Consider the following 25,756-nt stretch of genomic DNA (forward strand, 5'->3'; position numbering starts at 1 on the left):
GGACGGGACGCTCCCCTACGAGAGACGCTGACAGCTGCACGGGAGAGGACGGGTCGCCCAGCGACTGGCCGGGGCCGTAGGTGATGCCTACGCGGTCGACGTTGAGGTTGAGGGCAGCCGAGCAGCCCACGTCGATCAGGCCGATCGTGTTCGCGCCTGCCCGGTGCGCTGCCTCGGTGATGGCCGGATACAGCACGGCGTAGCGTCCGGTCTCGCCGGTGCGGGTTTTGCGGTGTGCGGCGATGGTCGCGACCTCGTCGGTCATGGTCAGCAGCGTGTCGAGGGCGGCATCGGCGGCGGCGTCGGGGTTTGCGGCGGTGTAGGCCGCGGCCAGTGCGGGGGCGCGGCCGGAGAGTGCCAGGTCGTGTAGGGCGGCCAGGATCAGTGCGGGGTGGCGCTTGCGTGCCGGGGCCGTTTCGATGGCATGCAGGGCCTCGGCGGATTCGCTCAACGCGATGGCGACGCGCTCGTACAGCGGGGAAGTTCCGGCGGGCTCTACCTCAGCGAAGCGTCGGTACGTCTGGGCGAGTGTGCGGGCCTTCCTTGGCATCCCGACGATTCAACCACTGCCTTCTACTGCACGGCGTCACCGTTGACCTGGGCCGAACGCTTTGCCTCCTCCGGCGGCAATTACCGGGTGTAAGGCGATCCAGAAACGAGGAGGGTCATGACACCCGATTCAGATGACGCGGAGTTGATCGCCCGTTCCCTCGACGGCGACGGGAACGCGTTCGTCGAGGTGGTCCGGCGGCACGAGGCGGCGGTGGGGGCCTACCTCGCGCGGCGGGCCGGCCGGGCGACGGCGGAGGATCTGCTCGGCGAGGTGTGGGTGGCGGCCTTCACGTCTCGGGCAAGCTACGACCGCTCGTTCCCCGACGCCGGTCCGTGGTTGTTCGGCGTCGCGCACAACACGTTGCGGCGGCACTGGCGGACGCGGCGGGACGAGGAGCCGCTGGCCGACATGAGCGACATGGCGTCCGGGTGGGACCCGTGGGCCGCCGTGGACGACCGCGTCGACGCCGAGTCGGTGCTGCGGCGCGCTCTGGCGCTGCTCAGGCCGCAGCAGCGGGAGATCTTGACCCTGGTCGCCTGGGAGGACCTGACCGTCGCGGACGCGGGACGGGCGCTCGGGATGCCGCCGGGGACGGCGCGCCGTCACCTGCATGAGGCGCGCACGGCGCTGCGGAACGCGCCCGGGATGGCGCTGCTGGCCGGTCACCACACGCTGAAGGAGGCCAACTGATGGTCGATGAAATGGACCTGCTGCGAAGGCTGAAGGACGCCGAGCCGGTACGGCCGCGCGCTTTCGACGAGGCCAGGGCGGTGCTGCAGGCCGCGATGGAGGACGAGGAGCCGAAGACCCAGTCCGCGTCGCGGCGGCGATGGGGCGGGCGCCGGACGGTGGGGTTCGGCGCGGCGGCCGCCCTGGTCGCCGCCGCGGTCGCGGTGGCGGTGGCCGGCACGTCCGCGTCGGCGCCCGCCAAGCCGCCTGCGGAGGCGGCCAATCCGATCCTGACCGCGCTGGTGGCCGACATCACGCCCTTGCAGTCCGAAATGCCCGGCGACGCGACGCTGGTGGAAGTTCGAAACCAGTCGCCGACCGGCGCCGAGATCGGCGGCAACGGCATCGGCCTGTTCACCGATGACGGCACCTATTACTGGGGGAACGACAAGAAGGCCCTTCGGCGGGCCGTCGTCAAGAACATGGGTGACGACGTGTTCAAGGGCCCCATTGCTGCGGCGCTCTACGCCGTGAAGGGCGATATCGGCACCGCGCGCGCACGGATGGCCAGCGCCGGCCTCACCGGGAACACGATGCCGGATCTGGAGCGGGAAAGGGCGGAAAGGCTCAAGGGCTACGCCAAGGAGCGGGGCGAGAGGTACGTGCCGCCGGAGCCGCCGACCGCCGAGCAGAAGAAGCAGATCACCGACAACCACATCTGGTCGAACTCGATCGACGCGCTGGTCGCGGCGCCGGAGAACCCGCAGGTCCGGGCCGGTGTGTTGCGCATCATGGCGACGATGCCGCGGGTCGACGTCACCAAGAGCACCACCGCCGGACGGTCCACGCTCACGCTGGTAAATTCCTGGCCCGCCAACGGAAGGTTCAAGGAGACGCTCGTCATCGACGCGAAGACGGGACGGCCGGTCGCCTTCTCCGGCACGGCCCCGGGCACGTCGGCCACGACGTTGTACTACCACACGTCCCGGGCGACGCTCGCCGACGTCAGAAGCGGCAAGTTCTGACCCCTCGCGTGCGGGCCGTCCCTTCCCGGGGCGGCCCGCACGTCCGTCAGTCGAGGCAGAATTCGTTGCCTTCCGGGTCGGCCATCACGATGTGGCCGAACATCAGCGGAGGTGCGGGCTCGTGGCGGTCCAGGCGGGTGGCGCCGTGGGAGACGAGTCGTTCGGCCTCCGCTTCCAGGGCCGCCATGCGGGCGTCGCCCTCCAGGCCGGGGGCCGCACGCACGTCCAGGTGGACGCGGTTCTTCGCCTGCTTGCCCTCCGGCACCCGCTGGAAGAGCAGGCGGGGGCGGGAGCCCTCCGGGTCGACGACCGCCGACATGTCGTTGCGCTTCTCGGGCGGGACGCCGAACGCGTCCAGCGCCTCGTCCCACGAAGTGAATTCGCCGGGCGGTTTCTGCAGCTCGTAGCCGAGGGCCTCGGCCCAGAACGCCGCCAGGGCGGCCGGGTCGGCGCAGTCGAACGTGATCTGCATGTCGCGGGTCATCGGGTCTCCCGGTTCAGGTAGAGGTCGCGGAGCAGGCACACCTCGGACAGGTGGTGGATCAGCTCCCGGTTGATGTGCAGGACCAGCCGCGCCATGGGGTCCGCGGCGAACGGGCCCTCGGCCTCCCCGCACGGGCGCGCGAGGCCGGCCTCGCCCAGTGACTCCACTCCGGCGAGCCAGGCGGCGTACTCGGCGTCGAGCTGGGCCAGGGCCGCGTCCGCGGTCTCGGCGTACTCGAACGCCTGGTAGTCGGTGGGCGGGCGGCCGAAGTGGGACGCGTTGCGCATCGCGAGGACGCCGACGATGACGTGCCCGAGCCGCCACGCGATCGTGGTGAACGGCGGCGGGTCGGGCGGCGGGAACGCGAAGTCGATGGTCATCGTCCCGGATCCGCCCTGCACCGGCGCGGTGCCGGTGCCGCGCGGGCGGACGTTCCAGCAGCCCGGCACCGGCTCCCAGCGGTACTCCTCGTCGGTGAGCCCGTCGAGGCGCGGCCGCAGCTGGTTCGTCCAGTGCCAGGTGACCTGGTCGCGCAGGAGCGGGTTCCAGTTCAGGTCGGTCATGGGTCCACCCTGCCCCCTATTGCGGACAGGATCCTTCCGTGATCTGTGGAAGGCTGGAGACGTGAGTGTCGAGGCGACCACCGAGCGGGTCCTGCGGCTGCTGGGGCTGCTGCAGCGCCGGTCGTCCTGGACGGCCGCGGAGCTCGCCGCCGAGCTGGGCGTCACCGACCGGTCGGTGCGGCGGGACGTGGAGCGGCTGCGGGCCCTCGGCTACCCGGTACACGCGGCGGCGGGCGTGGGCGGCGGGTACCGGCTCGGCGCGGGCACCCGGCTGCCGCCGCTGCTGCTGGACGACGATGAGGCGATCGCGACGGCGGTGTCGCTGCGGATGGCGTCCGGGGGCACGGTCGCCGGGGCGGGTGAGGCGGCGCTGCGGGCGCTCAGCAAGCTCGACCAGGTGATGCCGCCCCGGCTGCGCGCCGAGGTACGGGCCGTGCACGGCGCCACCGAGACACTCGTCGATCCGGGGATCGAGATCGACGCGGAGGTGCTGGTGACCCTCGCGCGGGCCTGCCGCGACGCCGTGCGGGTGCGGTTCCGGTACGCGGCGCGCGGCGGCGAGGAGCGCGAGCGGACGGTCGAGCCGGTGCGGATGGTCGCCACCGCCCGCCGCTGGTACCTGATGGCCTGGGACGCCGATCGCGGCGACTGGCGCACGTTCCGGCTGGACCGGATGCGCGACGTCACCGCGACGACCTGGCATTTTCGGCCGCGGGAGCATCCGGACCCGGTCGCCTACGTGCAGCGGTCGGTCACCGCCGCGCCGTACCGGCATCTCGCGCGGGTGCGGGTGCACGCGCCGCCCGACCGGGTGCGCGAGATGGTCCCGCCGCAGGTCGGCCGGGTCGAGGACGACCGCGACGGGTGGTGCGTGCTCATCGTCGGCGGCGACGACCTGGACTGGCTCGCCATGCGCATCGCGATGCTGGGCCCGGCGGCCGAGGTGCTGGAGCCGCCGGAGCTGCGGGACGCCGCCGCCCGCCTCGGCCGCCGGCTCGCGGCGATGGCCGGCTGACCGTCACCCCTCCGGAGGGGCGTCGTACCGCTCGCGGTTGGCGATCACCTCGTCCATATGCGTCTCAGCCCAGAGCTTGATGCCGCGTATCGCCCTGTGGAGCGAGATTCCGAGGCCGGTCAGCTCGTAGGTGACCGTGACGGGGACGGTCGGGGTCACCGAGCGGGTGACCAGGCCGTCGCGCTCCAGGGAGCGGAGCGTCTGGGTGAGCATCTTCTGGCTGACCCCGGCCAGCCGCCGCGCCAGCTCCGAGTAGCGCATCGGCACCGGCCCGCCGGCGCGGTCGCTCCCGGGGTACACGTCGTCGCCGCCGAGTGCGGCCAGGACCAGCGCGACCCACTTGTCGGAGATCCGGTCGAGGAGCTGGCGGCTGGGGCATTCCGCCAGGAACGCGTCGTACTCCATCTTCGCCTCGGCCCGCTTCTGGGCCGCCGTCCTCGTCGCCATCCTCGCTCCTTCCTACCTCGCGGTGAGCTACGCACTTCCAGGTGCGTTCTTCCCGCTGGAGAGCTACCCCTCCATTGTGGAGGAGCGAACCAGACATCTCCATGGGAGGCGACCATGTCGACCACTTTCCGTTCCGCCGTCGTCCGCGCGCCGGGCAGCCCCGACCACATCGAGATCATCGACGTGCCGGTCACCGAGCCGGGGCCCGGTGAGGTGCGCGTCGCGATCGCGGGCGCCGCGGTGAACCCCGTCGACCTCGCGGTCGTGTCCGGGTTCTTCCACGAGATCGGTCTGATCCAGCGGACCGGGCACGTCGGGCTCGGCTGGGAGTTCGCCGGGACGGTCGCCGCCGCCGGCCCGGGCGCCCCGTTCCCGGTGGGCAGCCGAGTCGCGGGGCTCCTGCCCGGCTTCGACCGCGACTTCGGGACGTACGCCGAGCAGTTGGTCGTCCCGGCGGACGACCTCGCCCTCGTCCCCGAGGCGCTCGACCTGACGACGGCTGCGGCGGTCCCGCTCAACGGGCTCGCCGCGGCCCGGCTCGTCGGCCTGCTCGGGGACGGGGACGGCCGGACGCTGCTGGTCACCGGGGCCGCGGGCGCGGTCGGCGCGAACGTCGCCGTGCTCGCCCAGGATCGCGGCTGGCGCGTCACCGGGCTGGCCCGCGCCGGGGACGAGACGTTCGTGCGCGGCCTCGGCGCCGGCTTCACCGCGGAGGCGACGCCCGGCTGGGACGCGGTGGCCGACGCCGCCGCGCTCCAGGCGGAGGGCCTCGCGCTGGCCCGCGACGGCGGCCTCTTCGTCGGCGTGCTGCCGAACGCCGCGCCGCCGGAGGAGCGGGACATCACCGTCCGCGTGCTGGACGTGCAGGCCGACCGCGACCGGCTCGCCGAGCTGCTGGACGCCGCCGCGAGCGGCCGGCTTCCGGTGCGGGTGCACGAGGTCGTGCCGCTGGAGAAGGCCGCCGACGTCCACCGCAGGGTCGCCAGGGGCGGTGTGCGGGGGAAGTTCGTCCTCCAGCCCTGAGCTACGGACGTCCGACGGTCTTGAATGGCTCATACGAAAAGGCGCGCCCCCAATGCGGGACGCGCCCTTTCGTATTGTTCTCCGGCCCATTCCATTGTGCCGTCGCACAATCGTCGCGGACGGTTTCATCGGTACAATCGCCAGTCATCCCGCGCTCCTCTTGATACCGCCGGTCCCCCTTGCGACATTCCGGGCGATGCCCCTCGTCGCAAGGAAGGAATCACCGTGAAGAGGCTCATCCGAAGAGCGCTCATCGTCCTGTGCGCCCCGCTCCTGATGATCGGAATTCTGGCGGCGCCCGCGCAGGCCCGTCCCGGCGGCACGGGCCCCTACCCGGCGGACTACGAGACCACGCTCCGCCTCCGGAGCCACACCGTCTACCGGCCCGAGACCCTCCCGTCCGGGATCAGGCTGCCGATCGTCGCGTGGGGCAACGGCGCCTGCTCCGCCGACGGGACGATGTTCGAGAACTTCCTGAAGGAACTGGCCTCGCACGGCTTCCTCGTCATCGCGAACGGCAGGCCGAACGGCTTCGGGCGGACGGACCCGGAGATGCTGACCGAGGCCATCGACTGGGCCGTCGCCGAGAACGGCCGCCTCGGCAGCAAGTACCGGGGGAAGATCGACACCGAGAGCGTCGCGGTGATGGGGCAGTCGTGCGGCGGCCTGGAGGCCTACGAGGTGTCCACCGATCCGCGGGTCGACGCGACCGGCATCTGGAACAGCGGCTTCATGAGCGCGCTCGACAAGCGCAAGCTGGCCCGCCTGCGCGCCCCGATCGGCTACTTCATCGGCGGTCCCGGTGACATCGCCTACGAGAACGCCATGGACGACTGGGACCGGCTCCCGTCCGGCCTGCCCGCCTTCATGGGCAACCTCGACGTCGGCCACATGGGCACCTACGGGCAGCCCAACGGCGGCGAGTTCGGCCGCGTCGGCGCCGCCTGGCTCAAGTGGCAGCTCAAGGGCGACGCCCAGGCCCGGCAGATGTTCGTCGGCCCGGACTGCGGCCTGTGCGGCGGCGAGTGGTCCGTGCGGCAGAAGAACCTGAGCTGACGGACGGCCCGGACGCCTCCGCCACCCCACCTCGGTGGCGGAGGCGTTCCGTCGCGTGCGGGCTAGCCGGGTCGGCAGATGCGGGTCAGCAGATGCGGGGCAGCGGGTCGCCCACCAGCAGGTCGACGATGCGGGTGCCGCCGAAGACGGTCTTCAGCAGGACGAGGCCGGGCGGGTCCTCGCGCACGTGGCCGATGACCGCCGCGTCCGCGCCGAGCGGGTGGCGGTGCAGGGCGGCCAGGGCGGCGTCCGCGGCCTCGGGCGCGACGACGATCACCGCGCGGCCCTCGCAGGCCACGTACATCGGGTCGATGCCGAGGAGCTCGCAGGCACCGCGCACGGCGGGCCGCACGGGGACGGCCGACTCGTCCACCACCACGGCCGCGCCCGCGTCGGTCGCCAGCTCGTTGAGGACGGTCGCGACCCCGCCGCGGGTGGCGTCGCGCATCCGGCGGACGGCGCCGGGGCAGGCGTCGCGGACCTCGGCGAGCAGGCAGTTCAGCGGGGCGGTGTCGGAGACCACGTCGGCCTCGATGCCGAGCCCGCCGCGCGCCAGCATGATCGTGACGCCGTGCTCGCCGATCGGGCCGGTGACGAGGACCGCGTCCCCCGGCCGGACGTCGGCGGCGCCGCCGTGCGCGAGGCCCACCCCAGCGGTGTTGATGTAGCAGCCGTCGCCCTTGCCCCGCTCGACGACCTTGGTGTCGCCCGTGACGATGTCCACGCCGGCGGCCTCGGCGGCGCGGCTCATCGACTCGGTGATGCGGCGCAGGTCGGCGACGGGGAAGCCCTCTTCGAGGATGAACCCGGCCGACAGGTGCAGCGGCGTCGCGCCGGAGACGGCGAGGTCGTTGACGGTCCCGTTGACGGCCAGGTCGCCGATGTCGCCGCCGGGGAAGAACAACGGCGACACGACGTAGGAGTCCGTGGTGAAGGCGAGCCGGGTGCCGTTCACGGTGAGGTGGGCGGAGTCGTCGAGGCGGTCCAGGTGCGGATTGTCGAACGCCTCGCGGAAGACGGCCTCGATCAGGGTGTGGGTGGCCTTGCCGCCGGAGCCGTGCGCGAGCGTGATCGTGTCCTCGCGGAGGCGGGCCTTGCGGGACCGGGCGCGGTCGATGCGTTCGAGGACCTGCTCCTCCCGGATCGTCACCGTGCCGCCCGTCTTCCCCGTGCCGCCCGTCTTCCCCGTGCCGCCCGTCTTCCCCGTGCCGCCCGTCTTCCCCGTGCCGCCCGTCGTCACGGTGCCACCCGTCGTCACCGTGCCGCCCGTTCCCGGCGTGCCGCCGTCCGTCGCCGTGTCCCGTCCGGTCACCGGGTCGCCTCCTTGACGCGCTCGCGGGTGAAGCGGCCGAAGTTGTAGTACGCGGCGCAGGCGCCCTCGGACGACACCATGCAGGTGCCGATGGGCGTCTCCGGCGTGCAGGCCGTCCCGAACACCTTGCACTCCCACGGCTTGAGGACGCCCTTCAGCACCTCGCCGCACTGGCACGCCTTCGGATCGGCGACCCGGCCGCCCGGGACGTCGAAGACGCGCTCGGCGTCGTAGGCCGCGTACTCGTCCCGGAAGCGGAGCGCGGAGTGCGAGATGAAGCCGAGGCCGCGCCACTCGAAGTAGGGCCGCGGCTCCATCGTCCGGCCGATGACCTCCAGCGCCTTCGGGTTGCCGTCCCACGGGACGACCCGGCCGTACTGGTTCTCGACCTCGGAGCGTCCCGTCGCGAGCTGGGCCAGCAGCATGCGCACCGACTGGAGCAGGTCCAGCGGCTCGAACCCCGCGACGACCAGCGGCTTGTCGTAGTCGCCGGTGATGAACGAGTACGGGCGGCAGCCGATGACGGTCGACACGTGGCCGGGGCCGATGAAGCCGTCCAGCCGCAGGTCCGGCGAGTCGAGGATCGCCTTGATCGCCGGGAGGATCGTCACGTGGTTGTTGAAGACCGAGAAGTTGCGGGTGCCCTGGGCCGCCGCGCGCAGCACCGTCATCGCGGTGGACGGCGCGGTCGTCTCGAACCCGATCCCCATGAAGACGACGCGCCGGTCCGGGTTCTGCTGGGCGATCTTCAGCGCGTCCAGGGGCGAGTACACCATCCGGATGTCGGCCCCGGCGGCCTTGGCGTCGAAGAAGGAGCCGTTGCCGCCCGGCACCCGCATCATGTCGCCGAAGGACGTCATGATGACGTCCGGCTGGGACGCGATGTGGACGGCGTCGTCCACGCGTCCCATCGGGATCACGCAGACGGGGCACCCTGGGCCGTGCACGAGCGAGATGGTCTCGGGCAGGTAGTCCTCTAGCCCGTGCTTGTAGATGGTGTGGGTGTGGCCCCCGCACACCTCCATGAACTTGTAGCGGCGGCCCGGCTCGCACAGGGACGCGATGGAGCCCGCCAGCGTCCGGGCCTTGTCCGCGTCCCGGTACTCGTCGACGTAGCGCATCAGTCGATCCTCGATTCCCGCAGCGCGTCGATCTCGTCGTCGTAGGCTTCGCCGAGCCCTTCGAGCATCCGCAGCGTGGCCTGCGCCTCCGCCTCGTCGATCTTCGACATGGCGAAGCCGACATGGATGAGGACCCAGTCGCCGGCGGCGAGCGCCTCCCGGTCGAGCAGGCCGATGTTGACCGTCCGCCGGACGCCGGTGATGTCGACCACCGCCAGCGGGCGGTCCGCCTCGATCTCCACGATCTCGCCGGGTATCGCCAGGCACATCAGCGGGCCTCCCCCGTGCTCTCCGGCCTTGCCAGTTCCGCCTGCGTCAGCTCCCACAGGGCGTGGTAGACCGTCGCCTGCGCCTCCTGGACGCGGTGCACGGACGATGACGGCACCACGAACAGGTGGTGCCGTCCGGGGGCGGAGAACGCGGGCTCCTCGGCCATCTGGCCGCCGGTGTACCCGGCGAGGCCGACGGCGAGCATGCCGCGCCGCCCCGCCTCCCGCAGCGCCGCGATCAGGTTGTCGGAGTTCCCGCTGGTGGACAGCGCGAGCGCGATGTCGCCCGGCCGGCCGAACGCGGCGAGCTGCCGCGCGAACACCACCTCGAACCCGATGTCGTTGGACAGCGCGGTCAGCACGGCGACGTCGGTCGTCAGGGCCAGCGCGGGCAGCGGCCGCCCGGCGCCGCCCGGGTTGAGGAACAGCGCGGCGACGTCCTGCGCGTCGGTCGAGCTGCCGCCGTTGCCGAACGTGAAGAGCCGGCCGCCGGAGCGGAACGCGTCCGCCATCCGGGCCGCGCACACCGCGAGGGCCTCCCCGTACTCCTCCAGGACGGACTCGCGCAGCCGGGCGATGTCGGCCGTCTTCTCGGCGGTCGAGCGGCGGACGTCGGCCATCAGGGCGTCGAGCCCGCGGCCGCCCCCGTACAGGAACGGGTAGAGCTGCTGCATACCGGTCATCTCACGACTCCGATGGCCTCTTTGGCGTGGACGAGGACGGTGTCGCCCGCCACGGCGTCCACCAGCGCCACGCTGACCTGCTCGACCCGGCCGTCCCCGGTGTCGACGTCCGCGAGGCCGTCGTGCCCGATGCGCAGGATCCGGACGGGGACGGCCTCGTCCGAGCAGGTCACGCAGTGGTCGCCGGCGCAGACCGCATCCGCCCCATCGGTCTCGTTCCGCGTCATGCGCCGTCCTCCCCGCCCAGCACGTCCGGCTGCTCCAGGAACACGTGGACCAGTTCCCAGAGCACGTGGTAGGCCGTGACGTGCACTTCCTTCACGACGCGCGGATCGGCGGACGGCACCGTGACCAGGTGGTCGGCCGCCCCGGCGAGCGCGTCCCCGGCGCCGCCCGCCAGCGCGACCGTGAGCATCCCGAGATCGCGGGCGGTCTCCAGCCCGCGCCGGACGCTGCCGCACCGGCCGTCCGGCGAGACGCCGAGCGCCATGTCGTCCCGGCCGCCGAAGCAGCGGAGCTGGTGCGCGAAGATCTCGTCGAAGCCGGCGTCCGCGCCGACGCCGGTGAGGGTCGCGACGTCCCCGGTGAGCGACAGCGCGGGCAGCGCCCGCTTCCCCACGATCACCGGATGGACGAACTCGACCGCCACGTGCTGGGCGTCGGTGGCGGCGCCGCCCGTCCCGAACGTGAACAGCCGGCCGCCGCGGTGGAAGCGGACCGCCATCGCGTGGCAGGCGGCGGCGATGGTCCCGGCGTCCCCGGCGAGCGCGGCGCCGGGCGCGGCGCGGCGCCGGAACACCTCGGTCACGGTCTCGGTCATCGGTGCCCGCTCACGGGGTGCCCGACTTCAGGTACCGGCGCAGGGCCGGTGCGTCCCGGACGAACCCGGCGACCAGCGCCAGCACGAACAGCGCGATGATCGTCCGGAGCGCGTCCGGGCCGATCCGCATTCCCTTCCGCATGCCTGTCCCCCTTCGGTCGCTCACGCGGGCGCCCCGGTGAGCAGCCGCCCGGTCTCCCGGGCGGCGACCATCTCGACCAGCCGGACGGCCTCGGCCACGGCGGCGGCGACCGGCCGGCTGAGCCCCATCTCCCACGGGGGGTGCGCGGCCCGCTCCGACGGCTCGCACGCGACGAGCAGGGTCCGGGCCGGGACCCTGCCGTCCTCCCTGGCCAGCCGCACCGGGTCGAGCGCGTGCACCGCGTCGCCCGGCGGACCGCCGGGAATCTCACCGAAGACCTCGCCGGGGATCTCGCCGGGGATCTCGCCGGGCTCGACGAGCGAGACGGTGCCGGGCACGAGGCCGCGCGCCGTCGCCTCGACCAGGACGACCGTCCGGTAGTCCGCGCCGAGCGCGTACCTGAGGTCGGTGCTCCGGATGCCGAAGTCGGCGACGTCCACGCCCGGCGGCAGCGGGCGCCGCCGCAGCCGCCGGGCGACCTCCACGCCGAAGCCGCCGTCGCCGTGGAACACGTTCCCGATGCCCGCCACGAGCACCGCGCGGGACCGCGTCACCGGGCGTCCCCGCCCATGAGCGCCTCCCCGGCGGCCGCCGTCTCCCGCCGCTCCTGCGCGCCGAGGCCGAGCACGTCGCGGACGAGCAGCCGCCCCGCCCCGGTGCCGTCGAACACCGAGCCCTCCGGCGCGACCTGCGGCCAGTCGTACAGGACGACCGGCGCGGCGAGGACGGTGTCGTAGCGGCCCGGCGCGCCCGCGAGCACCGGCCACAGCCCGTCGCTCGCGCACTCCGCCGCCGCCCCGGCCAGCCGCTCGGGCGGGTCGCCCGGCGAGACGAACGCCGCGCCGCGCGCCCGCACGACCACGTGGGCGCACATCATGCCCGCCTGCACGGCCTCGTCGCGGTCTTCGGCGCGGCCGGTGTTGACGACCTCGACCCGCAGCCGGACGACGCCGTCCCCCACCGCGGCGGCGGAGACCTCGACCGTCCCGTCCACCCGGTGCCACAGGCGCAGGAACCGGGCCCCGCCGCCGAGGTCCTCCTCGTCGGTGCCGGCCGCCACCGCGACCGGGATACGCACGGGCGAGCGCAGCAGCCGCGCCACGGGGACCCGGCCGCCGGTGATCTCGCGTTCGCGGGCCTCCCGGCGGGTCTCGCGGATCCCGCCGCCGGCCAGGACGTCGTCCACCGGGGCGTCGCCGTCCATGGCCTGGCGGTGCACCGCGTGCAGGAACCGGAGCGTGACCTCGACGTCCGCCTCTGGCGAGCCCTCCATGAGGAACTCGGCGCAGGCCGTCCAGCGGTCGCCGACCAGTTCCGCGTAGGGGCGCGGATAAACACCGTCGATCGTCCACCGCTGCCCGGTGCTCGGTGTGGAGCGCCTGGAGGGCCAGAGTTCGTGGCCTTCGTAGAGGACCACGTCGGCGATCGCCCTTACGCGGTCCACTCTCCCTCCTCGCGCAGCTCAGGGACGTCCTGCAGCATCTCCGCGCGGCGGAGGAGTTCGTCGACCGTGTCGTCGAAGGACGAGTGCGCCCGCCGCGCCCGGTAGGCGGCCAGGCGCCCGAAGCAGTCGTCGTCCAGGCGGAGCCAGCGGGCGGACCCGTAGTAGCGGTCCATCAGGTTCCGCCAGGTCTGGACGGGTAGCCGCCCGGTGGCCTCGTGGTGCCAGGGGATCTGGCCGGTGCGCAGCCGCCCGTCCTCGCCCGGATAGAACACCGTGCCATTGAAGGTGAGGTCGAGCGGGACGTCGCCGCCGCGGAGCGCGTGCAAGTAGCGGTCGGCCGCGACCTGCATGTCGTGCCCGCACGCCAGCGCAAGCGTCACCTCGGCGTCGCCGCGGAACGTCGGCACGGTCGCGCCGATGCGCCCCCACGTCAGGCCGTGCAGCGACCTGTCCCACAGGCCGGGGTCGCCGAACACGCCGGCGAGCCGCTCCCGCTCGCCGTCGTCGTAGGAGCGGCGCCCCGCCGCGATCGTCACGGTCGTGGTGAGCAGGACGCACTGGACGGGCCCGCCGTCCAGCCGCCGCAGGCCGATCCGCAGGTTCAGCGTCGGGGTCGCGGCGAACGTCTCCGCCTCGATGCCCAGCAGGTCGAGTCCCAGTTCCGGCGGCGTGCTCATGACGGACCCTCGATCATGGTCTTTCCATCCCCTCGACACTCACCATCGCGTCCACCCGCCCGGTGGAGATCATCATCAATTCGCACTGCCCGGCGAAGACGCCCCGAAACACCCGCGGGAAAGCCAGCGGAACAATGACCCGAATTTGGCAAAACCAGCATCCGACCAGGGGAGATCTCGCCGGGATGGGCATACGGCAACGGCACGGAAAGCCCCTGGAGCGGCCCACTTCACCGGACGACCGACTCGCAATTCATGGATAATTGACCGATTTGCGGGCGCGCTGCGCCGCGCGCCATTGAAAAAGACTTTCCACGGCCGTTCCGAACCCCGTACCCGCCGCCGCGTCCGGCTCCGGGGTTGACCTTGAGCGGGCTCCAGGTTCTAGCGTTTCGGGGAACAGGAAGGGAGCCCATCAGCATGGAGTACCGCAGGCTCGGACGGACCGGTGTCAAGGTCAGCACGCAGTGTCTCGGCGCGATGATGTTCGGTACGGTCGGCAACGCCGACTACGCCGAGTGCGAGCGCATCGTCCACCGGGCCCTGGAGGCGGGCGTCAACTTCATCGACACCGCGGACATCTACTCGGGCGGCGCGAGCGAGGAGATCGTGGGCCGCGCGATCAAGGGGCGGCGGGACGACCTCGTCCTCGCCACCAAGTTCTTCAACCCGATGGGCGAGGACCGCAACATGCGCGGCGGGTCCCGCCGGTGGATCGTCCGGGCCGTGGAGGACAGCCTCCGCAGGCTGGGCACCGACCACATCGACCTCTACCAGATGCACCGGCACGACTGGAACACCGACCTTGAGGAGACCCTGGGCGCCCTCGACGACCTCGTCCGCCAGGGCAAGGTGCTCTACCTGGGGTCGTCGTCGTTCCCGGCGGACTGGATCGTCGAGGCGCAGTGGGCCGCCGCCCGGCGCGGCACCGAGCGGTTCGTGTGCGAGCAGCCGCAGTACTCGGTCTTCGCCCGCGCGATCGAGACGGACGTGCTGCCCGCGGCGCAGCGGCACGGCATGGGCGTCATCCCGTGGAGCCCGCTGGCCGGCGGATGGCTGACGGGCAAGTACCGGCGCGGCGAGCAGGCCCCCGCGGGCTCCCGCTTCGCGCACGGCGACCGGCTCGGCACGGACCCGAGCACGCCCGACCGCTTCGCCGCGGTCGAGCGGCTCACGAAGATCGCCGACGACGCCGGGCTCTCGCTGACCCACCTCGCGCTCGGGTTCGTCACCGAGCACCCGGCCGTGACCTCGGCCATCATCGGGCCGAAGACGATGGAGCAGCTGGAGGACCTGCTGGCGGGAGCCGACGTGCGGCTCGACGGCGCGGTGCTCGACGCCATCGACGAGGTCGTCCCGCCGGGGACCGACATGCCCGGCATCGACCACATGTCCGGCAACCCGGCGCTGCGGCCGCGCAACCGGCGCCGGTGAACGCCCGGGCCCCGGCGCTCGGTGCGCCGGGGCCCGGAGGCGCCTACTTGATCAGCGGGTCGCGCGGCAGGCCGAGGATCCGCTCACCGATCTGGTTGCGGGTGATCTCGGACGTGCCGCCCGCGATCGACAGCCCGCGCGAGCCGAGCCGCAGCCGGCTCGCCGCCTGCGCCAGCGGCCCGTCGGTGAACGCGGCGTCCGGCCCGGCGAACTCGGCGAGCAGCTCGGCCGTGGCGTGCGCGTGCTCGGCGAGGACCAGCTTGGTGATGTTGCCCTCCGGCCCCGGCTCGCCCCCGGCGACCGCGCGCTCCGCGGACCGCAGGTTCAGCAGCCGGAGCGCCTGCTCGCGCGCCGAGTGCGCGCCGACGCGCTCGGCCGCCCCGGGAACCCGGTCGCCGCGCTTCGCGTAGAGCTGGAACAGGTCGGGTCCGGGCGGGCCGCCGACACCGCCGCCGATGCTGACGCGCTCGTTGCCGAGGGTCGCGCGGGCCACCGACCACCCCTCGTTCGGAGTGCCGACGACGTCCGCGTCGGGGACGAAGACGTCGGAGAAGAACACCTCGTTGAAGTCGGAGTCACCGGTCGTCTGGCGCAGCGGCCGGACCTCGACACCGGGGTGCTTCATGTCGATCACGACCATCGTGACGCCGGCGTGCTTGGCGACGTCCGGGTCGGTGCGGACGGTCGCGAAGCCCCAGCGGCAGTAGTGCGCGCCACTCGTCCAGACCTTCTGCCCGTTGACGAGCCAGCCGCCGTCCACCTTCACGGCCCGGGTCTTCACCGCCGCCGCGTCCGACCCGGCCTCCGGCTCGCTGAACAGCTGGCACCAGATCTCGTCGCCGTTGAGCGCGGGCCGCACCCAGCGGTCGATCTGGTCCTGCGTGCCGTGCTGGACCAGGGTCAGGATGACCCAGCCGGTGATGCCGTACTGGGGACGCTTGACGCCGGCGGAGCGGAACTCGTCCTCGATGACGAGCTGCAGCCCGGCGCTCGCCTCCACGCCCCAGGGGCGCGGCCAGTGCGGCTGGACGTAACCCGTCTCGATCAGCTTGGCCCGCTGCTCGGCCTCCGGCAGCGCGGCGATCTCCCGGGCCAGCTCGCGGATCCGCGGCCGCTCCGCCTCCGCCTCCGGCGGCAGGTCGAGGTTCGCCTTCCGGGCGACCCCGGCGGCCCGCAGCCGCGTCACGTCCCGCTCCGCGGCGTGCGGGTCGAACACCGCCTCCAGCGTCGCGGCCCGGCGCAGCAGCAGGTGCGCGTCGTGCTCCCAGGTGAAGCCGATCCCGCCGTGCACCTGGATGTTGAGGCCCGCGTTCCCGGTGAACGCGGGGATCGCGAGCGCCGCCGCGACGGCCGCGGCCAGCTCGAACTGGTCGGCCGGGGCGGACGCCGCCCGCGCCGCGTCCCACACCGCCGCCGTGCCCAGCTCGGCGGCGACGAGCATGTTCGCGCAGTGGTGCTTGACCGCCTGGAACGTCGCGATCGGCCGCCCGAACTGCCGGCGCACCTTCGCGTACTCGGTCGAGGTCTCCACGCATTCGAGGGCACCGCCGACCGCCTCGGCGGCGGCCAGCGTGCGGGCGACGGCGGTCGCGTGCCCGCGGGCGCCGGCGAGCACCGCCTCGACCGGGGTGCCGTCGAGGCTGACGCGCGCCGACCGGCGGGACGGGTCGAGGTTGCCGGGGACGTCGACGGTGACGCCCGCCGCGTCCGCCCGCACGACGACCATGTCGTCACCGGCGGCGAGGACGAGCAGCTCCGCGAGCCCGCCGCCGAGCACGACCCCGGCGTCCCCGGAGGCGGTGCCGCCGGCCACGGTCACCGAGCCGTCCAGGCCGACGGCCGCCACGGTCTCCCCGGAGGCCAGGCCGGGCAGCAGCCGTGCGCGCAGCTCGTCGTCACCGGACGCGGCGATCACCGCGGACGCCGTCATCGTGGGCAGCGCCGGTCCGGGCGCGGCGGCCCGGCCGAGCTCCTCGGCGACCACGACGAGCTCCTGCAGCCCCGCCCCGCCGCCGCCGTGCTCCTCGGGGAGGTGCAGGCCGAGCAGGCCGAGGCCCGCGAAGTCCGCCCAGAAGGCGGGCGGCTCCTCCTTGTCCGCCTCCAGCAGCGCCCGGTTCGCGGCCCGCGCGTCCTGGTCGCGCAGGAACGAGCGCACCGTCCGCGCCAGCTCCCGGTGTTCCTCGGTGATGGCGATCGCCATGGCCCCTCCAAGGGTCGTTCCGCTCCCGGCGTCCTGACGGCCGCCCGGCTCTACAGCAAATCAGTAGATTGATTGCGTTGTTATTCTGGCCCGGTCGACCTCCCCACGGGAAGGAGCGGTCCCATGCGACGGGAACCGGCCGCGCCCCGCGACCGGGCGCCCGAACCCGTGCGGATCCCGCGACCCGCCGGGCGGGGTGCCCGCACGTCGGAGCTGGTGGCGTCGTCCATACGCTCGCAGATCGCCCGCGGTGAACTGCGGCCGGGCGACCGCTTCCCCACCGAGGACGAGCTCATGGAGGTCTTCGGCATCGCCCGCAGCACCCTCCGCGAGGCGCTGCGGATCCTGGAGTCCGAGGGCCTGGTCACGGTGCTGCGCGGCCGCAACGGCGGGCCGCGCGTGACGCGGCCGACGGTCGAGCACATCTCCCGGATGTTCGCGCTGCTGCTGCAGATCGAGGGCGTCCCGATGAACGACCTCTACGCCTCCCGGGCGGCGATCGAGCCGTGGCTGGCGCGGATGTTCGCCGAGAACCACACGCCCGAGGCGCTCGCCGACTTCCGGGCCGCGGTCGACGCCGCCGCGGCCACCGCGCACATCGCGGACGGCACCGCGTTCGGCGAGGCGGCGGCACTGGTGCACGACAAGCTGTTCGAGCACGCCGGGAACGCCTCGATGGCCCTGTTCGCGCGGCTGCTGAGCGAGGTCGTCTCGGCGTTCTACCGCCGGTCGGGGCAGGTCACGAGCATCACCGGGCGCAAACGGGCGGCCCGGTCGTACCGGACGTTCTGCGACCTGGTCGAGGCGCGCGACGCCGACGCCGCCGAGGCCCACTGGCGGCTCCACATGTCCCACACGGCAAAGGCGTTCCTGGAACAGCCGGTGGAACTGTTCCCCACCCCGGACCACCGCTAGCGAACCGCAGCCAGCAGACCGCGGCCAGCAGACCGCGGCCAGCGGATTGGGGCTAGCGGATCGCCTCGACGAAGCGCAGCGCCTCGTCCCGCCGCATGCCCGTCTCGGCGCACACCAGCGCGATCGCCGACTCGTGGTCGCCGGCCTGCTTGAACGCCCGGACCCGGTCCGACAGCATGCCCGCCGGCGCCGTGCTGATGAGCCCGCCCTGGAGGGACCGGACGTAGTCCTTCGCCGCCCTGGAGTCCAGGCCGAGCTCCCTGCGGATCAGCTTGACCGCTTCCTTCGGCCTGCCTTCCGCGATCAGCACACGCGCCCTGCCCTGGGCCTCCGGCGAGACGACCCGGGCGAACGCCTCGCCCTTCAGGCCGTCCACGTAGTACTTGGCCTCCTTCAGCCCGAGGCCCGTGATCTCCCGGACGAGCTTGATCGCCGGGATGTAATGGCCCTTGCCGATCATCTCCAGCACCCGTTCGCGGCCTTCGGGAAGCAGGTACGGGGCGGACTTTTTCACTGGTTCTCTCCCTCGGTGCGACCGGCACCCGATTCTTCCGTTCCGCGCGGGCGGCCGCATCCTCAGCGCAGCGGGCGCCGCCCGAGCCGGGCCACCAGCCGCTCCCCCGCGTCAGCGTCCGGCCCTGACTCGACGGGCTCGGCGAACAACCGGTCGCGCACCCCTGGCATCACGGCAGGGCAGACCTTGAGGAGTTGCTCCGCCAGACCGCACGGAACGGGCCTGCGCTCCCCCGACGCCTGCGCGATGTCCCATCCATGCACCGCCACCTCCACCGCGCCCGCGGCGGCCATGAGGTCGCCCTCTAGCCGACGGTCGCCGATCTCCACCCGTCCCAAGGCTCCGGACGCGCGCAACACCCGGATCGCGCTAACCCGCACGACCGAAACTGGATGCGCGTCTTGCGCAAGCGGAACCGAGGCCAGCTTCACGCTCCCCAGGGCGAGGCCCTCGTGCAGCGCGGACAGAGACTCCCCGAGGTGCAGGAGCAACATCTCAAGATCCCAGGAGGCGCACGGCGTCCGGCGCGGAAGCATGTCGGGCGTCACCGCCTGCACGGACGTCAGCGCGAAGCCGATCGCCCGCTCCAGCATCCACCGGCCCTTCAGGTCCGGACACGGCTCGTGCATCGGCGATCCAATCGTGTGGCGTGCGTCTTCCGTGTGGACCGCCCCCGCCCCGGAAAGTCATCGGCCCCGGAGCCGGTCCCGTCCGCCCCAGGGACGCGCCCGGGGCCGACATGGGACGAACCCCTCACAGGAGCGACAGGGCGTGATGCACTGAACACATGACAGATCCCATGACCGTGGCGATCGCCACCGCCATGGCCGGCAAAGCCGTCGAGGTCGCGGGCGAACCCGTCCGCGCGGCCGTCGCTGAAATGTGCCGGCGGGTGCGCGAGCGGATGCGCGGACGTCCCTCCGACGAGGCGGCCCTGGCCTCCGCGGACCCAGAGGCCGTCCAGGGGGTGGTCCGGCGCGTCCTGGACGACGACCCCGAACTCCGCGCCGAGCTGGAGACCTTCTGGAACCAGGCCCAGACGAAGGCGTCCGCGAACGACGAGGGCGTAGTCAACGTCTTCAACGGCCAAGCCGACAGGGTGGTCCAGCTAAGAGACATAAAAGGCGACCTGAACATCAACTAACCACCCACGTCCCCGTCCCCGTTGACTTGCGGCGTGTTGCCCTTATGGAGCGCTCCATAAGGGCAACACGCCGCAAGTCAACGAAGGATCGGCCCGGCGACGCCCGTCGAACCCACGGCTCTCCGTCCGCGTATCACCGGACGTGGGAGAGCAGCCGGTACCCGTGGTCGGCGGCGAACCGTGACGGCGCGTGCCGGATGAGGGGCGACGCGCCCGGCCCCGGCGATCCCTGGGCGCCGTTCCTGGCGGCGCTCGAAACCGGATGCGGAACGTGCGGCGGCACGGGCGGCGTCGTCCGCGAGGAGTGGCGCACCTGGTACCGGCAGGCCGACGAGCTGGTCCGCGTCGCCCAGGCGGCGCGCAGGGCCGCCGAAATGGCCCCGCACCAGGACGTCTCCTACGGCCCGGTCGGACTGGGACCGGCCGAGCCCTCCATCGTCGCCGCCATCGACCGCGCGATCGACGACCACATGAGGGCCCGGCCCGACGTCCCGGAGGAGGCCGCCTGCGAGACCTGCCGCGGCACCGGGATGATCCTCACCCACACCGGCCGCCGCCTCGCCGAGATCCTCGCCCGCCACGGCTTCTTCCGCGACAGGTGAGGCCCCTACTCCTGGCCGACGTCGAACTCCCAGTGCCACGGCTCGTACGGGCTGCTGTAGGCCCACTTGGGGTGAATCCAGCCGTACTTCTCGGAGTTGTCCTCCAGCCACTTGAACTGGGGTGAACTCGCGCGCTGGACGCCGTCGCACAGGTCGACGGCGATCCCGATCCCGTGCTTGCTGTTGCCGGGCCGCGCGGCCATCCCCGCCGGCATCCGCTGGTAGAGCTCCTTCTGCTTGTTGTAGCCCCGGTAGGAGCTCCGCACGCACATCTGCTTACCGAAGCGCTCGTGGTAGGCGACGTTGAGCTTGTAGAAGGCCACCGCTGCGTCCGCGCGCAGGTACTCCCCGTCCTGGGGCAGCTTGCAGAGCTGATCGACCGGGATCCGGCCGTTGGGGTACTCGTCCACGCTTTCCGAGGGGTCGCAGTCGTCCGGCGCCTCACGCGGCGGCGCAGCGTCCCGCTTCGTCGCCGACCTGTCGACGCGCTCCGCGACGGCCTTCGTTGACGGAGGCTCCTTGGAGTCCGCGGAACCGCCGTCCGCCGGACCACCGTCCAGCGGCGCCACGGCCACGGCGCCCGCGAAGACACCGGCGAGGACGACGCTCAGCACGGGGGCGGGCTCGAACTTCTTCTTACGATGCCGACCGATCACGGCAGTTTGCTCCTTCCATGCCGCCTACCGGGTTAGCTGACGGATTCGGGCATGGAAGTCGCCCTACGACCCTCGTCGCACGTGGCGAGGAGGCGTCGATTCACCCCTGCGAGGCGGCATGGACCGCACATCGCGCTGGTTCCCCGGCTCCGCGCACCACGCGGACTCGGCGCAGCCGCCCGCCCGGCCAAGAGAGGCCCCAGGCGGAACGGACACGTTCAGATGGCTACGGCACCTGGCAGGCACCGATCCGGACAGACGGTATCAAACCTTCAAGTGCGCGCAAACACCCCCCAAACCGCACCCCACCTGCACTCCTTCCGGTGGGCCGCGACCACTCGGCACGGAGTCCGGCGGTGAAGGGTCACATTGACCGCCGGCCTTTCGGAGGGGGGCGGCATGCTGCCGAGGGCACTCCGTCACAGCGGCACGCGGTAAACGTAGACCGGGTCAGACGCGGGGTGCTCCTGTTCCTGGTGGGCGCCCCACGCGGCTGCGGCGTCAGCGGCCGGTGAACTTGGGAGTGCGGCGTTCGAGGAAGGCGGCGACACCCTCGGCGTGGTCTTCGGAGACGAAGCATTCGGCCAGGGCCGTGCGGGTGGCCGCGACGTGGTCGCGTAGGTCGGCCGACATACCGGTGAGGGCGAGCCTCTTCGTGCGGTTAAGGGCGAAAGGGGACGCCGAGGCGATCGCGGCGGCCAGTTCGCGCGCCGCCCCCGGGAGGGCCTCCGGCTCCACGACGGTCGTCGCGAAGCCGAGTGACAGAGCCTCCTCGGCGGTGAGGTCGGCACCGGTGTAGAGGAGGCGCAGCGCGGGGCCGACGCCGATCTGCCGGGGCAGCAGCCACGTCCCGGCGCCCGTGTCGGCCACCAGACCGCGGTGTACGAAGTTCCACCGGAACTTGGCCCGGGACGAGACGACCCGCAGGTCCGCCTGGGTCGCGAACTCCGCGCCCATGCCGACCGCCATGCCGTCCACTGCGGCGATGACCGGTTTCGGGCAGGCCATGAGGAGCGGGAGTCCGTCGCCTTCGTCCGGTCCGTCCCCTTCCCGGTCGTCGGGGGACCGGGAGGCGAGGTCGGCCAGGTCGATGCCGGCGCAGAAGCTGCCCGGCACGCCGGTGACGATCAGCACGGTGACGGCCGGGTCGGCACCGGCGTCCGCGACCCGCGCGGAGAACTCCGCCAGCATCGCGTACGTCATGGCGCCGCGCTTCTCCGGACGGTCGATGGTCAGCGTCGCGACGCCGTCGGCCGCCTCGTACCGGATCTCGCGCATCCGTGTTCCCCCTTGGCTCGGCGGGACGGTCGGTGTGATGCTAGTTAAACAAACGTTCAGGAGGATTTGTGGACTTCGCGCTGCCCGACGAGCTGACCAGGCGTCTCGCGGAACTGGACGCGTTCATCGAGCGGGAGATCGTGCCGCTGCAGGAGCAGGACGACAACGAGCGGTTCTTCGACCACCGCCGCGAGTACGCCCGCACCGACTTCGAAAACGGGGGCGTGCCGCGTCCGGAATGGGAGGAGCTGCTCCGGGAGATGTTCCGCCGCGCGGACGCCGCCGGGTGGCTGCGCTTCGGGCTCCCGAAGGAGGCCGGCGGCTCCGGCGGGACCAACCTCGACATGGCGGTGATCCGCGAGCACCTGGCGCACAAGGGGCTCGGCCTCCACAACGACCTGCAGAACGAGGCGTCGGTGGTGGGGAACTTCCCGTTCGCGCACATGCTGCTGCAGTTCGGGACGCCCGAGCAGAAGCAGGAGTACCTGGAGCCGATGCTGACCGGCGCCAAGCGCATCGGCTTCGGCCTCACCGAGCCCGACCACGGCAGCGACGCGACCTGGATGGAGACGACCGCGGTCCGCGACGGCGGCGACTGGGTCATCAACGGCGCCAAGCGGTTCAACTCCGGCATGCACTCCGCCACCCACGACGTGGTCTTCGCCCGCACCGGCGGCGAGGACGGCGACGCCCGCGGGATCACCGCGTTCTTCGTGCCGACCGACGCGCCGGGCTTCTCGGTCGACTTCCACTGGTGGACGTTCAACATGCCCACCGACCACGCCGAGGTGACGATCCGCGACGTCCGGGTGCCGCACTCGGCGATCTTCGGCGCGGAGGGCGAGGGGCTCGCGGTGGCCCAGACGTTCGTCCACGAGAACCGGATCCGGCAGGCCGCCTCCGGCGTCGGCGCCGGGCAGTACTGCATCGACCGCAGCGTCGAGTACGCCCGCGAGCGCGTCACGTTCGGCCGGCCGCTGGCGACCCGGCAGGCCGTCCAGTGGCCGCTGGTGGAGCTGCAGACCGAGGCCGAGATGCTGCGCGGGCTCGTCCGCAAGACGGCCTGGGAACTGGACCGGCTGCCGCACATGGAGATCAGCGACCGGGTCTCGATGTGCAACTACCGGGCGAACCGGTTCGTATGCGAGGCCGCCGACCGCGCGATGCAGGTCCACGGCGGCATGGGCTACACCCGCCACACCCCGTTCGAGCACATCTACCGGCACCACCGCCGCTACCGGATCACCGAGGGGTCGGAGGAGATCCAGATGCGCCGGGTCGCCGGCTACCTGTTCGGCTTCGCCGGGCCGAACAAGGTGCGCTGACGGGGACCGGCCGGTCGTGATGGATGGGAGGTGACCGCGTGACGAGCGGTGTCACGCCTGAGCCCGATGCCGTCCCGGTGTCCGCACGGTCGGCCTCGGTGGAGCGTCCGGCTCAGGGGCCCGGCGAGGACGGGATCCTGCGGGCCGCGATCGCGGTGATGGCGGAGAACGGCTACCACGGCACGTCCGTCCGCGACATCGCGGTGCGGGCCGGGTTGAGCCCCGGCGCGCTCTACTACCACTTCGAGTCGAAGCAGGCGCTGCTCGCGACGATCATGGAGCGCGGGATCGAGGAGCTCCTGCGGCGGACCCGCGCGGCCCTCGCCGAGGCCGGGGACGATCCCGCCGCCGCGCTCCGGGCGATCGTCCGGACCCACGTGCTGTTCCATCTGGAGGACCAGCGGGGCACGATGCTCGGCACGAGCGAGCTGCGCGCCCTGGAGGAGCCGGTGCGGACGCGTCATCTGGACAAGCGGCACCAGCAGCAGCGTTTGTTCGACGACGTCGTGGTGGAGGGCACCGAGCGCGGCGCGTTCGGGACGCCGCTCCCGCTGGAGGCGTCCCGCGCGATCGTCGTGATGTGCACCGGCGTGGCCGGCTGGTTCTCGCCGGACGGCCCGCTCAGCCGGGATGAGATCGCGTCGCGCTATGAGCGGCTCGCGCTGGACATGGTGTGCGCCGGGCGGAGCTGAGTGCCGTAAACCATGGGTTAGAACTGCACGGAAGGACGTTATGCCACAAGATGTCACTTATGAGGTCGACGGGCATGTCGGCGTCATCACGTTGAACCGTCCCGAGGTGCACAATGCGCTGCGGCGTCGCACCTACGAGGAACTGACCGAGCTGGTTCTCTCCACGACCGCCCGCGCGCTCGTGGTCACGGGAGCCGGGCGCTCCTTCTGCTCGGGGGACGACGTCCGCGAGCTGATGGGCGGCGGTGAGACGCCACCGTCGCCCTTGGCGCCCCGGATCACCCCGGCGGCCGGGGCGCTGCTGAAGACGGACGTTCCGGTCATCGCGGCGGTGAACGGTCCGGCGGTCGGGTGGGGCATGGAGCTGGCGCTGATGGCCGACCTCCGGGTGGCGGCGCGGCGGGCCCGGTTCGGCGAGCTCTTCGTGAAGCGCGGGCTGTGCAGCGACGTGGCCGGAATCTCCCGGCTTGCCCAGCTCGTCGGCCGGGAGCACGCCGCGGAACTGCTGCTCACGGGCGACGTCATCGACGCTGAACGGGCCGAACGAATCGGTCTCGTGGGGCGAGTCGTGGACGACGACCGCGTCCTGGAAACGGCGGTCGAGCTGGCCGGACGGATCGCGGCCAACCCGCCGCTGGCCGTCGCCGCCCTCAAGCGGGGACTGCGGCGGGCCTTGGACCCCGACTGGGACGAACTGGGCGCCTGGGTCACGTCCACGCTGGGCGACCTGTTCACCACCGAGGACCACCGCGAAGGCGTGCGCTCCTTCCTGGAGAAGCGGGAGCCCCGCTACGTCGGCCGCTGAGGCGTGGTGGTGGACGGCCGGCCCTTACGCGGCGCCTCGCCGCGCGTCCACCTCGATCTCAATCTTCATGCGGGGATCGGCGAGTCCGCACACCATCATCGTGGCGGCCGGCCGTACCGTGCCGAAAGTACGCCGCAGCACGGGCCAGCAAGGCTCGAAGTCGGCACGTTCGGGCAGCAGATACCGCACCCGTACCACATCGGCGAAAGTACACTCCGCTTCGGCCAACGCAGCCTCGACGTTTCGCAAGCACTGCTCGGCCTGCTCCACGACGTCCTCGGAAATCGTCATGGTGGCGTAGTCGAACCCGGTCGTCCCGGACACATGCACCCGGTCGCCGTCGACCACGGCGCGGGCGTACCCGATCCGCTCCTCGAACGTCGAACCGCTGAGAATCACCCGTCGTTCCGTCATGCGCGAATTCTAATGACCGAGCCACCCACCGTGACGCCCCCCGCCCGTCCAGTAGCCGGACGACTCAACTGGCACGGAAACGAAAAGGCGCAGCCGATAACGGCGTCGGCCACATATCGTAAATCCGTCCCCACTCCCCGACTACAACCTCTCACTCCCCGCCATCAATACAGACCGCACGCCGCCAGAAAACGGCTCGACCGAAAGTCGGCCTGACCTCAACCCCAGGTCATCGAGCTATAGACGAGCCGTCGGGCGTCCGCAAACTAGTTGCATCGGGCACGCTTCGGAGTATCATCACGCATGATCGCCAAGCGTTGACCCGGCCCGGTCTCTCGCTCGCTCCGGCAGAACTCCGTGACGTGGTGGTCTCCCTCGACATTAGGGCTCCGTCCATTCCCTTTGACATGGGCGGATTCCTCCGGGCGCTACGAATGTTACGGAGCGGGCAGTTGGTTGACGACGTCCTCGACC

At 72.2% G+C, this 25,756-nt stretch carries 32 protein-coding genes and 1 riboswitch; of the genes, 12 read left to right on the forward strand and 20 right to left on the reverse strand.

What is annotated here, in order from left to right; all coding sequences use genetic code 11:
* Positions 1–550, reverse strand: a 550-nt coding sequence (locus E1200_RS06825) for a DUF2332 family protein (RefSeq protein ID WP_131950946.1), incomplete at its 3' end; no start/stop codon positions are given.
* A 117-nt stretch (positions 551–667) separates the two neighbouring features.
* On the opposite strand from E1200_RS06825, the gene E1200_RS06830 reads away from it, so the two are divergent.
* The gene (locus E1200_RS06830; protein WP_131950947.1) at positions 668–1,243 is read left to right on the forward strand and encodes a sigma-70 family RNA polymerase sigma factor; all 576 of its coding nucleotides are present in this window, start codon (positions 668–670) and stop codon (positions 1,241–1,243) included.
* The gene (locus E1200_RS06835; RefSeq protein WP_131950948.1) at positions 1,243–2,247 is read left to right on the forward strand and encodes a hypothetical protein; all 1,005 of its coding nucleotides are present in this window, start codon (positions 1,243–1,245) and stop codon (positions 2,245–2,247) included. The genes E1200_RS06830 and E1200_RS06835 overlap by 1 nt, the downstream gene beginning before the upstream one ends.
* A gap of 46 nt (positions 2,248–2,293) precedes the next feature.
* On the opposite strand, the gene E1200_RS06840 is transcribed toward E1200_RS06835, so the two are convergent.
* Complete coding sequence (locus tag E1200_RS06840; protein WP_131950949.1) at positions 2,294–2,731, reverse strand: VOC family protein; 438 nt, start codon at positions 2,729–2,731, stop codon at positions 2,294–2,296.
* Complete coding sequence (locus E1200_RS06845; protein WP_131950950.1) at positions 2,728–3,294, reverse strand: DinB family protein; 567 nt, start codon at positions 3,292–3,294, stop codon at positions 2,728–2,730. The genes E1200_RS06840 and E1200_RS06845 overlap by 4 nt, the downstream gene beginning before the upstream one ends.
* Positions 3,295–3,355: 61 nt before the next feature.
* Here E1200_RS06845 and E1200_RS06850 point away from each other — a divergent pair, with 61 nt between their 5' ends.
* The gene (locus E1200_RS06850; protein ID WP_131950951.1) at positions 3,356–4,309 is read left to right on the forward strand and encodes a YafY family protein; all 954 of its coding nucleotides are present in this window, start codon (positions 3,356–3,358) and stop codon (positions 4,307–4,309) included.
* A gap of 3 nt (positions 4,310–4,312) precedes the next feature.
* On the opposite strand, the gene E1200_RS06855 is transcribed toward E1200_RS06850, so the two are convergent.
* The gene (locus E1200_RS06855) at positions 4,313–4,756 is read right to left on the reverse strand and encodes a helix-turn-helix domain-containing protein (RefSeq protein WP_131950952.1); all 444 of its coding nucleotides are present in this window, start codon (positions 4,754–4,756) and stop codon (positions 4,313–4,315) included.
* Between the two features lie 114 nt (positions 4,757–4,870).
* On the opposite strand from E1200_RS06855, the gene E1200_RS06860 reads away from it, so the two are divergent.
* Positions 4,871–5,779 (forward strand): NADP-dependent oxidoreductase, encoded by a 909-nt coding sequence (locus E1200_RS06860; protein WP_131950953.1) that lies wholly within the window; start codon positions 4,871–4,873, stop codon positions 5,777–5,779.
* Between the two features lie 276 nt (positions 5,780–6,055).
* Positions 6,056–6,835: an alpha/beta hydrolase gene (locus E1200_RS06865; protein WP_207933218.1), complete on the forward strand. Its 780-nt coding sequence runs from the start codon at positions 6,056–6,058 to the stop codon at positions 6,833–6,835.
* Between the two features lie 85 nt (positions 6,836–6,920).
* Here E1200_RS06865 and hypE read toward each other — a convergent pair whose 3' ends face one another.
* Genes hypE through E1200_RS06910 form a run of 10 tightly spaced genes read right to left on the reverse strand, consistent with a single transcriptional unit; the run spans position 6,921 to position 13,303 of the window.
* A complete protein-coding gene (hypE, locus tag E1200_RS06870) occupies positions 6,921–8,147 on the reverse strand; it encodes a hydrogenase expression/formation protein HypE (protein WP_279484048.1) in 1,227 nt (408 codons plus the stop codon).
* A complete protein-coding gene (gene hypD / locus E1200_RS06875) occupies positions 8,144–9,268 on the reverse strand; it encodes a hydrogenase formation protein HypD (protein ID WP_131950955.1) in 1,125 nt (374 codons plus the stop codon). The genes hypE and hypD overlap by 4 nt, the downstream gene beginning before the upstream one ends.
* Positions 9,268–9,537: a HypC/HybG/HupF family hydrogenase formation chaperone gene (locus tag E1200_RS06880; RefSeq protein WP_131950956.1), complete on the reverse strand. Its 270-nt coding sequence runs from the start codon at positions 9,535–9,537 to the stop codon at positions 9,268–9,270. Before E1200_RS06880 ends, hypD begins: the two co-directional genes overlap by 1 nt.
* Positions 9,537–10,220, reverse strand: a complete 684-nt coding sequence (locus tag E1200_RS06885) for an SIS domain-containing protein (protein WP_131950957.1) — start codon at positions 10,218–10,220, stop codon at positions 9,537–9,539. Before E1200_RS06885 ends, E1200_RS06880 begins: the two co-directional genes overlap by 1 nt.
* The gene (locus tag E1200_RS06890) at positions 10,217–10,447 is read right to left on the reverse strand and encodes a HypC/HybG/HupF family hydrogenase formation chaperone (RefSeq protein ID WP_131950958.1); all 231 of its coding nucleotides are present in this window, start codon (positions 10,445–10,447) and stop codon (positions 10,217–10,219) included. Before E1200_RS06890 ends, E1200_RS06885 begins: the two co-directional genes overlap by 4 nt.
* The gene (locus E1200_RS06895; protein WP_131950959.1) at positions 10,444–11,040 is read right to left on the reverse strand and encodes an SIS domain-containing protein; all 597 of its coding nucleotides are present in this window, start codon (positions 11,038–11,040) and stop codon (positions 10,444–10,446) included. Before E1200_RS06895 ends, E1200_RS06890 begins: the two co-directional genes overlap by 4 nt.
* A 10-nt stretch (positions 11,041–11,050) precedes the next feature.
* Positions 11,051–11,182, reverse strand: a complete 132-nt coding sequence (locus E1200_RS35185) for a hypothetical protein (RefSeq protein WP_279484049.1) — start codon at positions 11,180–11,182, stop codon at positions 11,051–11,053.
* Positions 11,183–11,202: 20 nt separating this feature from the next.
* Positions 11,203–11,736, reverse strand: coding sequence for a hydrogenase maturation protease (locus E1200_RS06900; protein ID WP_207933215.1), 534 nt, complete (start codon positions 11,734–11,736; stop codon positions 11,203–11,205).
* Entirely contained in the window at positions 11,733–12,626 is an 894-nt protein-coding gene (locus E1200_RS06905) for a hypothetical protein (RefSeq protein ID WP_131950960.1), read from the reverse strand. The genes E1200_RS06900 and E1200_RS06905 overlap by 4 nt, the downstream gene beginning before the upstream one ends.
* On the reverse strand, positions 12,614–13,303 hold the full coding sequence (locus E1200_RS06910; RefSeq protein ID WP_131950961.1) for a DUF6084 family protein: 690 nt from the start codon (positions 13,301–13,303) through the stop codon (positions 12,614–12,616). The genes E1200_RS06905 and E1200_RS06910 overlap by 13 nt, the downstream gene beginning before the upstream one ends.
* A gap of 420 nt (positions 13,304–13,723) precedes the next feature.
* On the opposite strand from E1200_RS06910, the gene E1200_RS06915 reads away from it, so the two are divergent.
* Complete coding sequence (locus tag E1200_RS06915; protein WP_131950962.1) at positions 13,724–14,737, forward strand: aldo/keto reductase; 1,014 nt, start codon at positions 13,724–13,726, stop codon at positions 14,735–14,737.
* Between the two features lie 43 nt (positions 14,738–14,780).
* On the opposite strand, the gene E1200_RS06920 is transcribed toward E1200_RS06915, so the two are convergent.
* Positions 14,781–16,937, reverse strand: a complete 2,157-nt coding sequence (locus tag E1200_RS06920) for an acyl-CoA dehydrogenase (protein WP_131950963.1) — start codon at positions 16,935–16,937, stop codon at positions 14,781–14,783.
* Between the two features lie 123 nt (positions 16,938–17,060).
* Here E1200_RS06920 and E1200_RS06925 point away from each other — a divergent pair, with 123 nt between their 5' ends.
* Positions 17,061–17,852 carry a GntR family transcriptional regulator gene (locus E1200_RS06925; RefSeq protein ID WP_207933216.1) on the forward strand — a complete coding sequence of 264 codons (792 nt, stop codon included), beginning with the start codon at positions 17,061–17,063 and terminating at the stop codon, positions 17,850–17,852.
* Positions 17,853–17,904: 52 nt separating this feature from the next.
* Here E1200_RS06925 and E1200_RS06930 read toward each other — a convergent pair whose 3' ends face one another.
* A complete protein-coding gene (locus tag E1200_RS06930) occupies positions 17,905–18,366 on the reverse strand; it encodes a ribosomal protein L7/L12 (protein WP_165950221.1) in 462 nt (153 codons plus the stop codon).
* A gap of 62 nt (positions 18,367–18,428) precedes the next feature.
* Positions 18,429–18,959: a TIGR03086 family metal-binding protein gene (locus E1200_RS06935; protein ID WP_207933217.1), complete on the reverse strand. Its 531-nt coding sequence runs from the start codon at positions 18,957–18,959 to the stop codon at positions 18,429–18,431.
* A 194-nt stretch (positions 18,960–19,153) separates the two neighbouring features.
* Here E1200_RS06935 and E1200_RS06940 point away from each other — a divergent pair, with 194 nt between their 5' ends.
* A complete protein-coding gene (locus E1200_RS06940) occupies positions 19,154–19,510 on the forward strand; it encodes a hypothetical protein (RefSeq protein ID WP_131950966.1) in 357 nt (118 codons plus the stop codon).
* Between the two features lie 197 nt (positions 19,511–19,707).
* Positions 19,708–20,112: a hypothetical protein gene (locus tag E1200_RS06945; protein ID WP_131950967.1), complete on the forward strand. Its 405-nt coding sequence runs from the start codon at positions 19,708–19,710 to the stop codon at positions 20,110–20,112.
* 5 nt (positions 20,113–20,117) lie between these two features.
* Here the strand turns inward: E1200_RS06945 and E1200_RS06950 are convergent, their stop codons facing one another.
* Positions 20,118–20,768: a M15 family metallopeptidase gene (locus tag E1200_RS06950; RefSeq protein WP_131950968.1), complete on the reverse strand. Its 651-nt coding sequence runs from the start codon at positions 20,766–20,768 to the stop codon at positions 20,118–20,120.
* A gap of 6 nt (positions 20,769–20,774) precedes the next feature.
* Positions 20,775–20,950, reverse strand: a riboswitch (cyclic di-AMP (ydaO/yuaA leader).
* Positions 20,951–21,269: 319 nt separating this feature from the next.
* Positions 21,270–22,046 (reverse strand): enoyl-CoA hydratase/isomerase family protein, encoded by a 777-nt coding sequence (locus tag E1200_RS06955; RefSeq protein ID WP_131950969.1) that lies wholly within the window; start codon positions 22,044–22,046, stop codon positions 21,270–21,272.
* 68 nt (positions 22,047–22,114) lie between these two features.
* Between E1200_RS06955 and E1200_RS06960 the strand changes: the two genes are divergently transcribed.
* From E1200_RS06960 to E1200_RS06970, 3 genes are read left to right on the forward strand one after another with little or no spacing between them, the layout of a single operon-like run.
* Positions 22,115–23,371: an acyl-CoA dehydrogenase family protein gene (locus E1200_RS06960; protein WP_131950970.1), complete on the forward strand. Its 1,257-nt coding sequence runs from the start codon at positions 22,115–22,117 to the stop codon at positions 23,369–23,371.
* A gap of 38 nt (positions 23,372–23,409) precedes the next feature.
* The gene (locus E1200_RS06965; RefSeq protein WP_165950222.1) at positions 23,410–24,063 is read left to right on the forward strand and encodes a TetR/AcrR family transcriptional regulator; all 654 of its coding nucleotides are present in this window, start codon (positions 23,410–23,412) and stop codon (positions 24,061–24,063) included.
* A gap of 40 nt (positions 24,064–24,103) precedes the next feature.
* On the forward strand, positions 24,104–24,868 hold the full coding sequence (locus E1200_RS06970) for an enoyl-CoA hydratase/isomerase family protein (protein WP_131950972.1): 765 nt from the start codon (positions 24,104–24,106) through the stop codon (positions 24,866–24,868).
* Positions 24,869–24,892: 24 nt separating this feature from the next.
* Here E1200_RS06970 and E1200_RS06975 read toward each other — a convergent pair whose 3' ends face one another.
* Positions 24,893–25,282, reverse strand: coding sequence for a RidA family protein (locus E1200_RS06975; protein WP_131950973.1), 390 nt, complete (start codon positions 25,280–25,282; stop codon positions 24,893–24,895).
* Between the last annotated feature and the right edge of the window lie 474 nt (positions 25,283–25,756).

The sequence above is a fragment of the Actinomadura sp. GC306 genome, from assembly GCF_004348665.1.
In the GTDB taxonomy this organism is placed as follows: Bacteria; Actinomycetota; Actinomycetes; order Streptosporangiales; family Streptosporangiaceae; genus Spirillospora.

What these genes read in the sequence shown, in the direction of transcription:
- E1200_RS06830 (WP_131950947.1), top strand. Translation starts at nt 668, where the DNA reads ATGACACCCGATTCAGATGACGCGGAGTTGATCGCCCGTTCCCTCGAC.
- E1200_RS06835 (WP_131950948.1), top strand. Translation starts at nt 1,243, where the DNA reads ATGGTCGATGAAATGGACCTGCTGCGAAGGCTGAAGGACGCCGAGCCG.
- E1200_RS06840 (WP_131950949.1), bottom strand. Translation starts at nt 2,731, where the DNA reads ATGACCCGCGACATGCAGATCACGTTCGACTGCGCCGACCCGGCCGCC.
- E1200_RS06845 (WP_131950950.1), bottom strand. Translation starts at nt 3,294, where the DNA reads ATGACCGACCTGAACTGGAACCCGCTCCTGCGCGACCAGGTCACCTGG.
- E1200_RS06855 (WP_131950952.1), bottom strand. Translation starts at nt 4,756, where the DNA reads ATGGCGACGAGGACGGCGGCCCAGAAGCGGGCCGAGGCGAAGATGGAG.
- E1200_RS06860 (WP_131950953.1), top strand. Translation starts at nt 4,871, where the DNA reads ATGTCGACCACTTTCCGTTCCGCCGTCGTCCGCGCGCCGGGCAGCCCC.
- E1200_RS06865 (WP_207933218.1), top strand. Translation starts at nt 6,056, where the DNA reads ATGATCGGAATTCTGGCGGCGCCCGCGCAGGCCCGTCCCGGCGGCACG.
- hypD (WP_131950955.1), bottom strand. Translation starts at nt 9,268, where the DNA reads ATGCGCTACGTCGACGAGTACCGGGACGCGGACAAGGCCCGGACGCTG.
- E1200_RS06880 (WP_131950956.1), bottom strand. Translation starts at nt 9,537, where the DNA reads ATGTGCCTGGCGATACCCGGCGAGATCGTGGAGATCGAGGCGGACCGC.
- E1200_RS06885 (WP_131950957.1), bottom strand. Translation starts at nt 10,220, where the DNA reads ATGACCGGTATGCAGCAGCTCTACCCGTTCCTGTACGGGGGCGGCCGC.
- E1200_RS06890 (WP_131950958.1), bottom strand. Translation starts at nt 10,447, where the DNA reads ATGACGCGGAACGAGACCGATGGGGCGGATGCGGTCTGCGCCGGCGAC.
- E1200_RS06895 (WP_131950959.1), bottom strand. Translation starts at nt 11,040, where the DNA reads ATGACCGAGACCGTGACCGAGGTGTTCCGGCGCCGCGCCGCGCCCGGC.
- E1200_RS35185 (WP_279484049.1), bottom strand. Translation starts at nt 11,182, where the DNA reads ATGCGGAAGGGAATGCGGATCGGCCCGGACGCGCTCCGGACGATCATC.
- E1200_RS06910 (WP_131950961.1), bottom strand. Translation starts at nt 13,303, where the DNA reads ATGAGCACGCCGCCGGAACTGGGACTCGACCTGCTGGGCATCGAGGCG.
- E1200_RS06915 (WP_131950962.1), top strand. Translation starts at nt 13,724, where the DNA reads ATGGAGTACCGCAGGCTCGGACGGACCGGTGTCAAGGTCAGCACGCAG.
- E1200_RS06920 (WP_131950963.1), bottom strand. Translation starts at nt 16,937, where the DNA reads ATGGCGATCGCCATCACCGAGGAACACCGGGAGCTGGCGCGGACGGTG.
- E1200_RS06925 (WP_207933216.1), top strand. Translation starts at nt 17,061, where the DNA reads ATGCGACGGGAACCGGCCGCGCCCCGCGACCGGGCGCCCGAACCCGTG.
- E1200_RS06935 (WP_207933217.1), bottom strand. Translation starts at nt 18,959, where the DNA reads ATGCTGGAGCGGGCGATCGGCTTCGCGCTGACGTCCGTGCAGGCGGTG.
- E1200_RS06940 (WP_131950966.1), top strand. Translation starts at nt 19,154, where the DNA reads ATGACAGATCCCATGACCGTGGCGATCGCCACCGCCATGGCCGGCAAA.
- E1200_RS06945 (WP_131950967.1), top strand. Translation starts at nt 19,708, where the DNA reads ATGAGGGGCGACGCGCCCGGCCCCGGCGATCCCTGGGCGCCGTTCCTG.
- E1200_RS06955 (WP_131950969.1), bottom strand. Translation starts at nt 22,046, where the DNA reads ATGCGCGAGATCCGGTACGAGGCGGCCGACGGCGTCGCGACGCTGACC.
- E1200_RS06970 (WP_131950972.1), top strand. Translation starts at nt 24,104, where the DNA reads ATGCCACAAGATGTCACTTATGAGGTCGACGGGCATGTCGGCGTCATC.
- E1200_RS06975 (WP_131950973.1), bottom strand. Translation starts at nt 25,282, where the DNA reads ATGACGGAACGACGGGTGATTCTCAGCGGTTCGACGTTCGAGGAGCGG.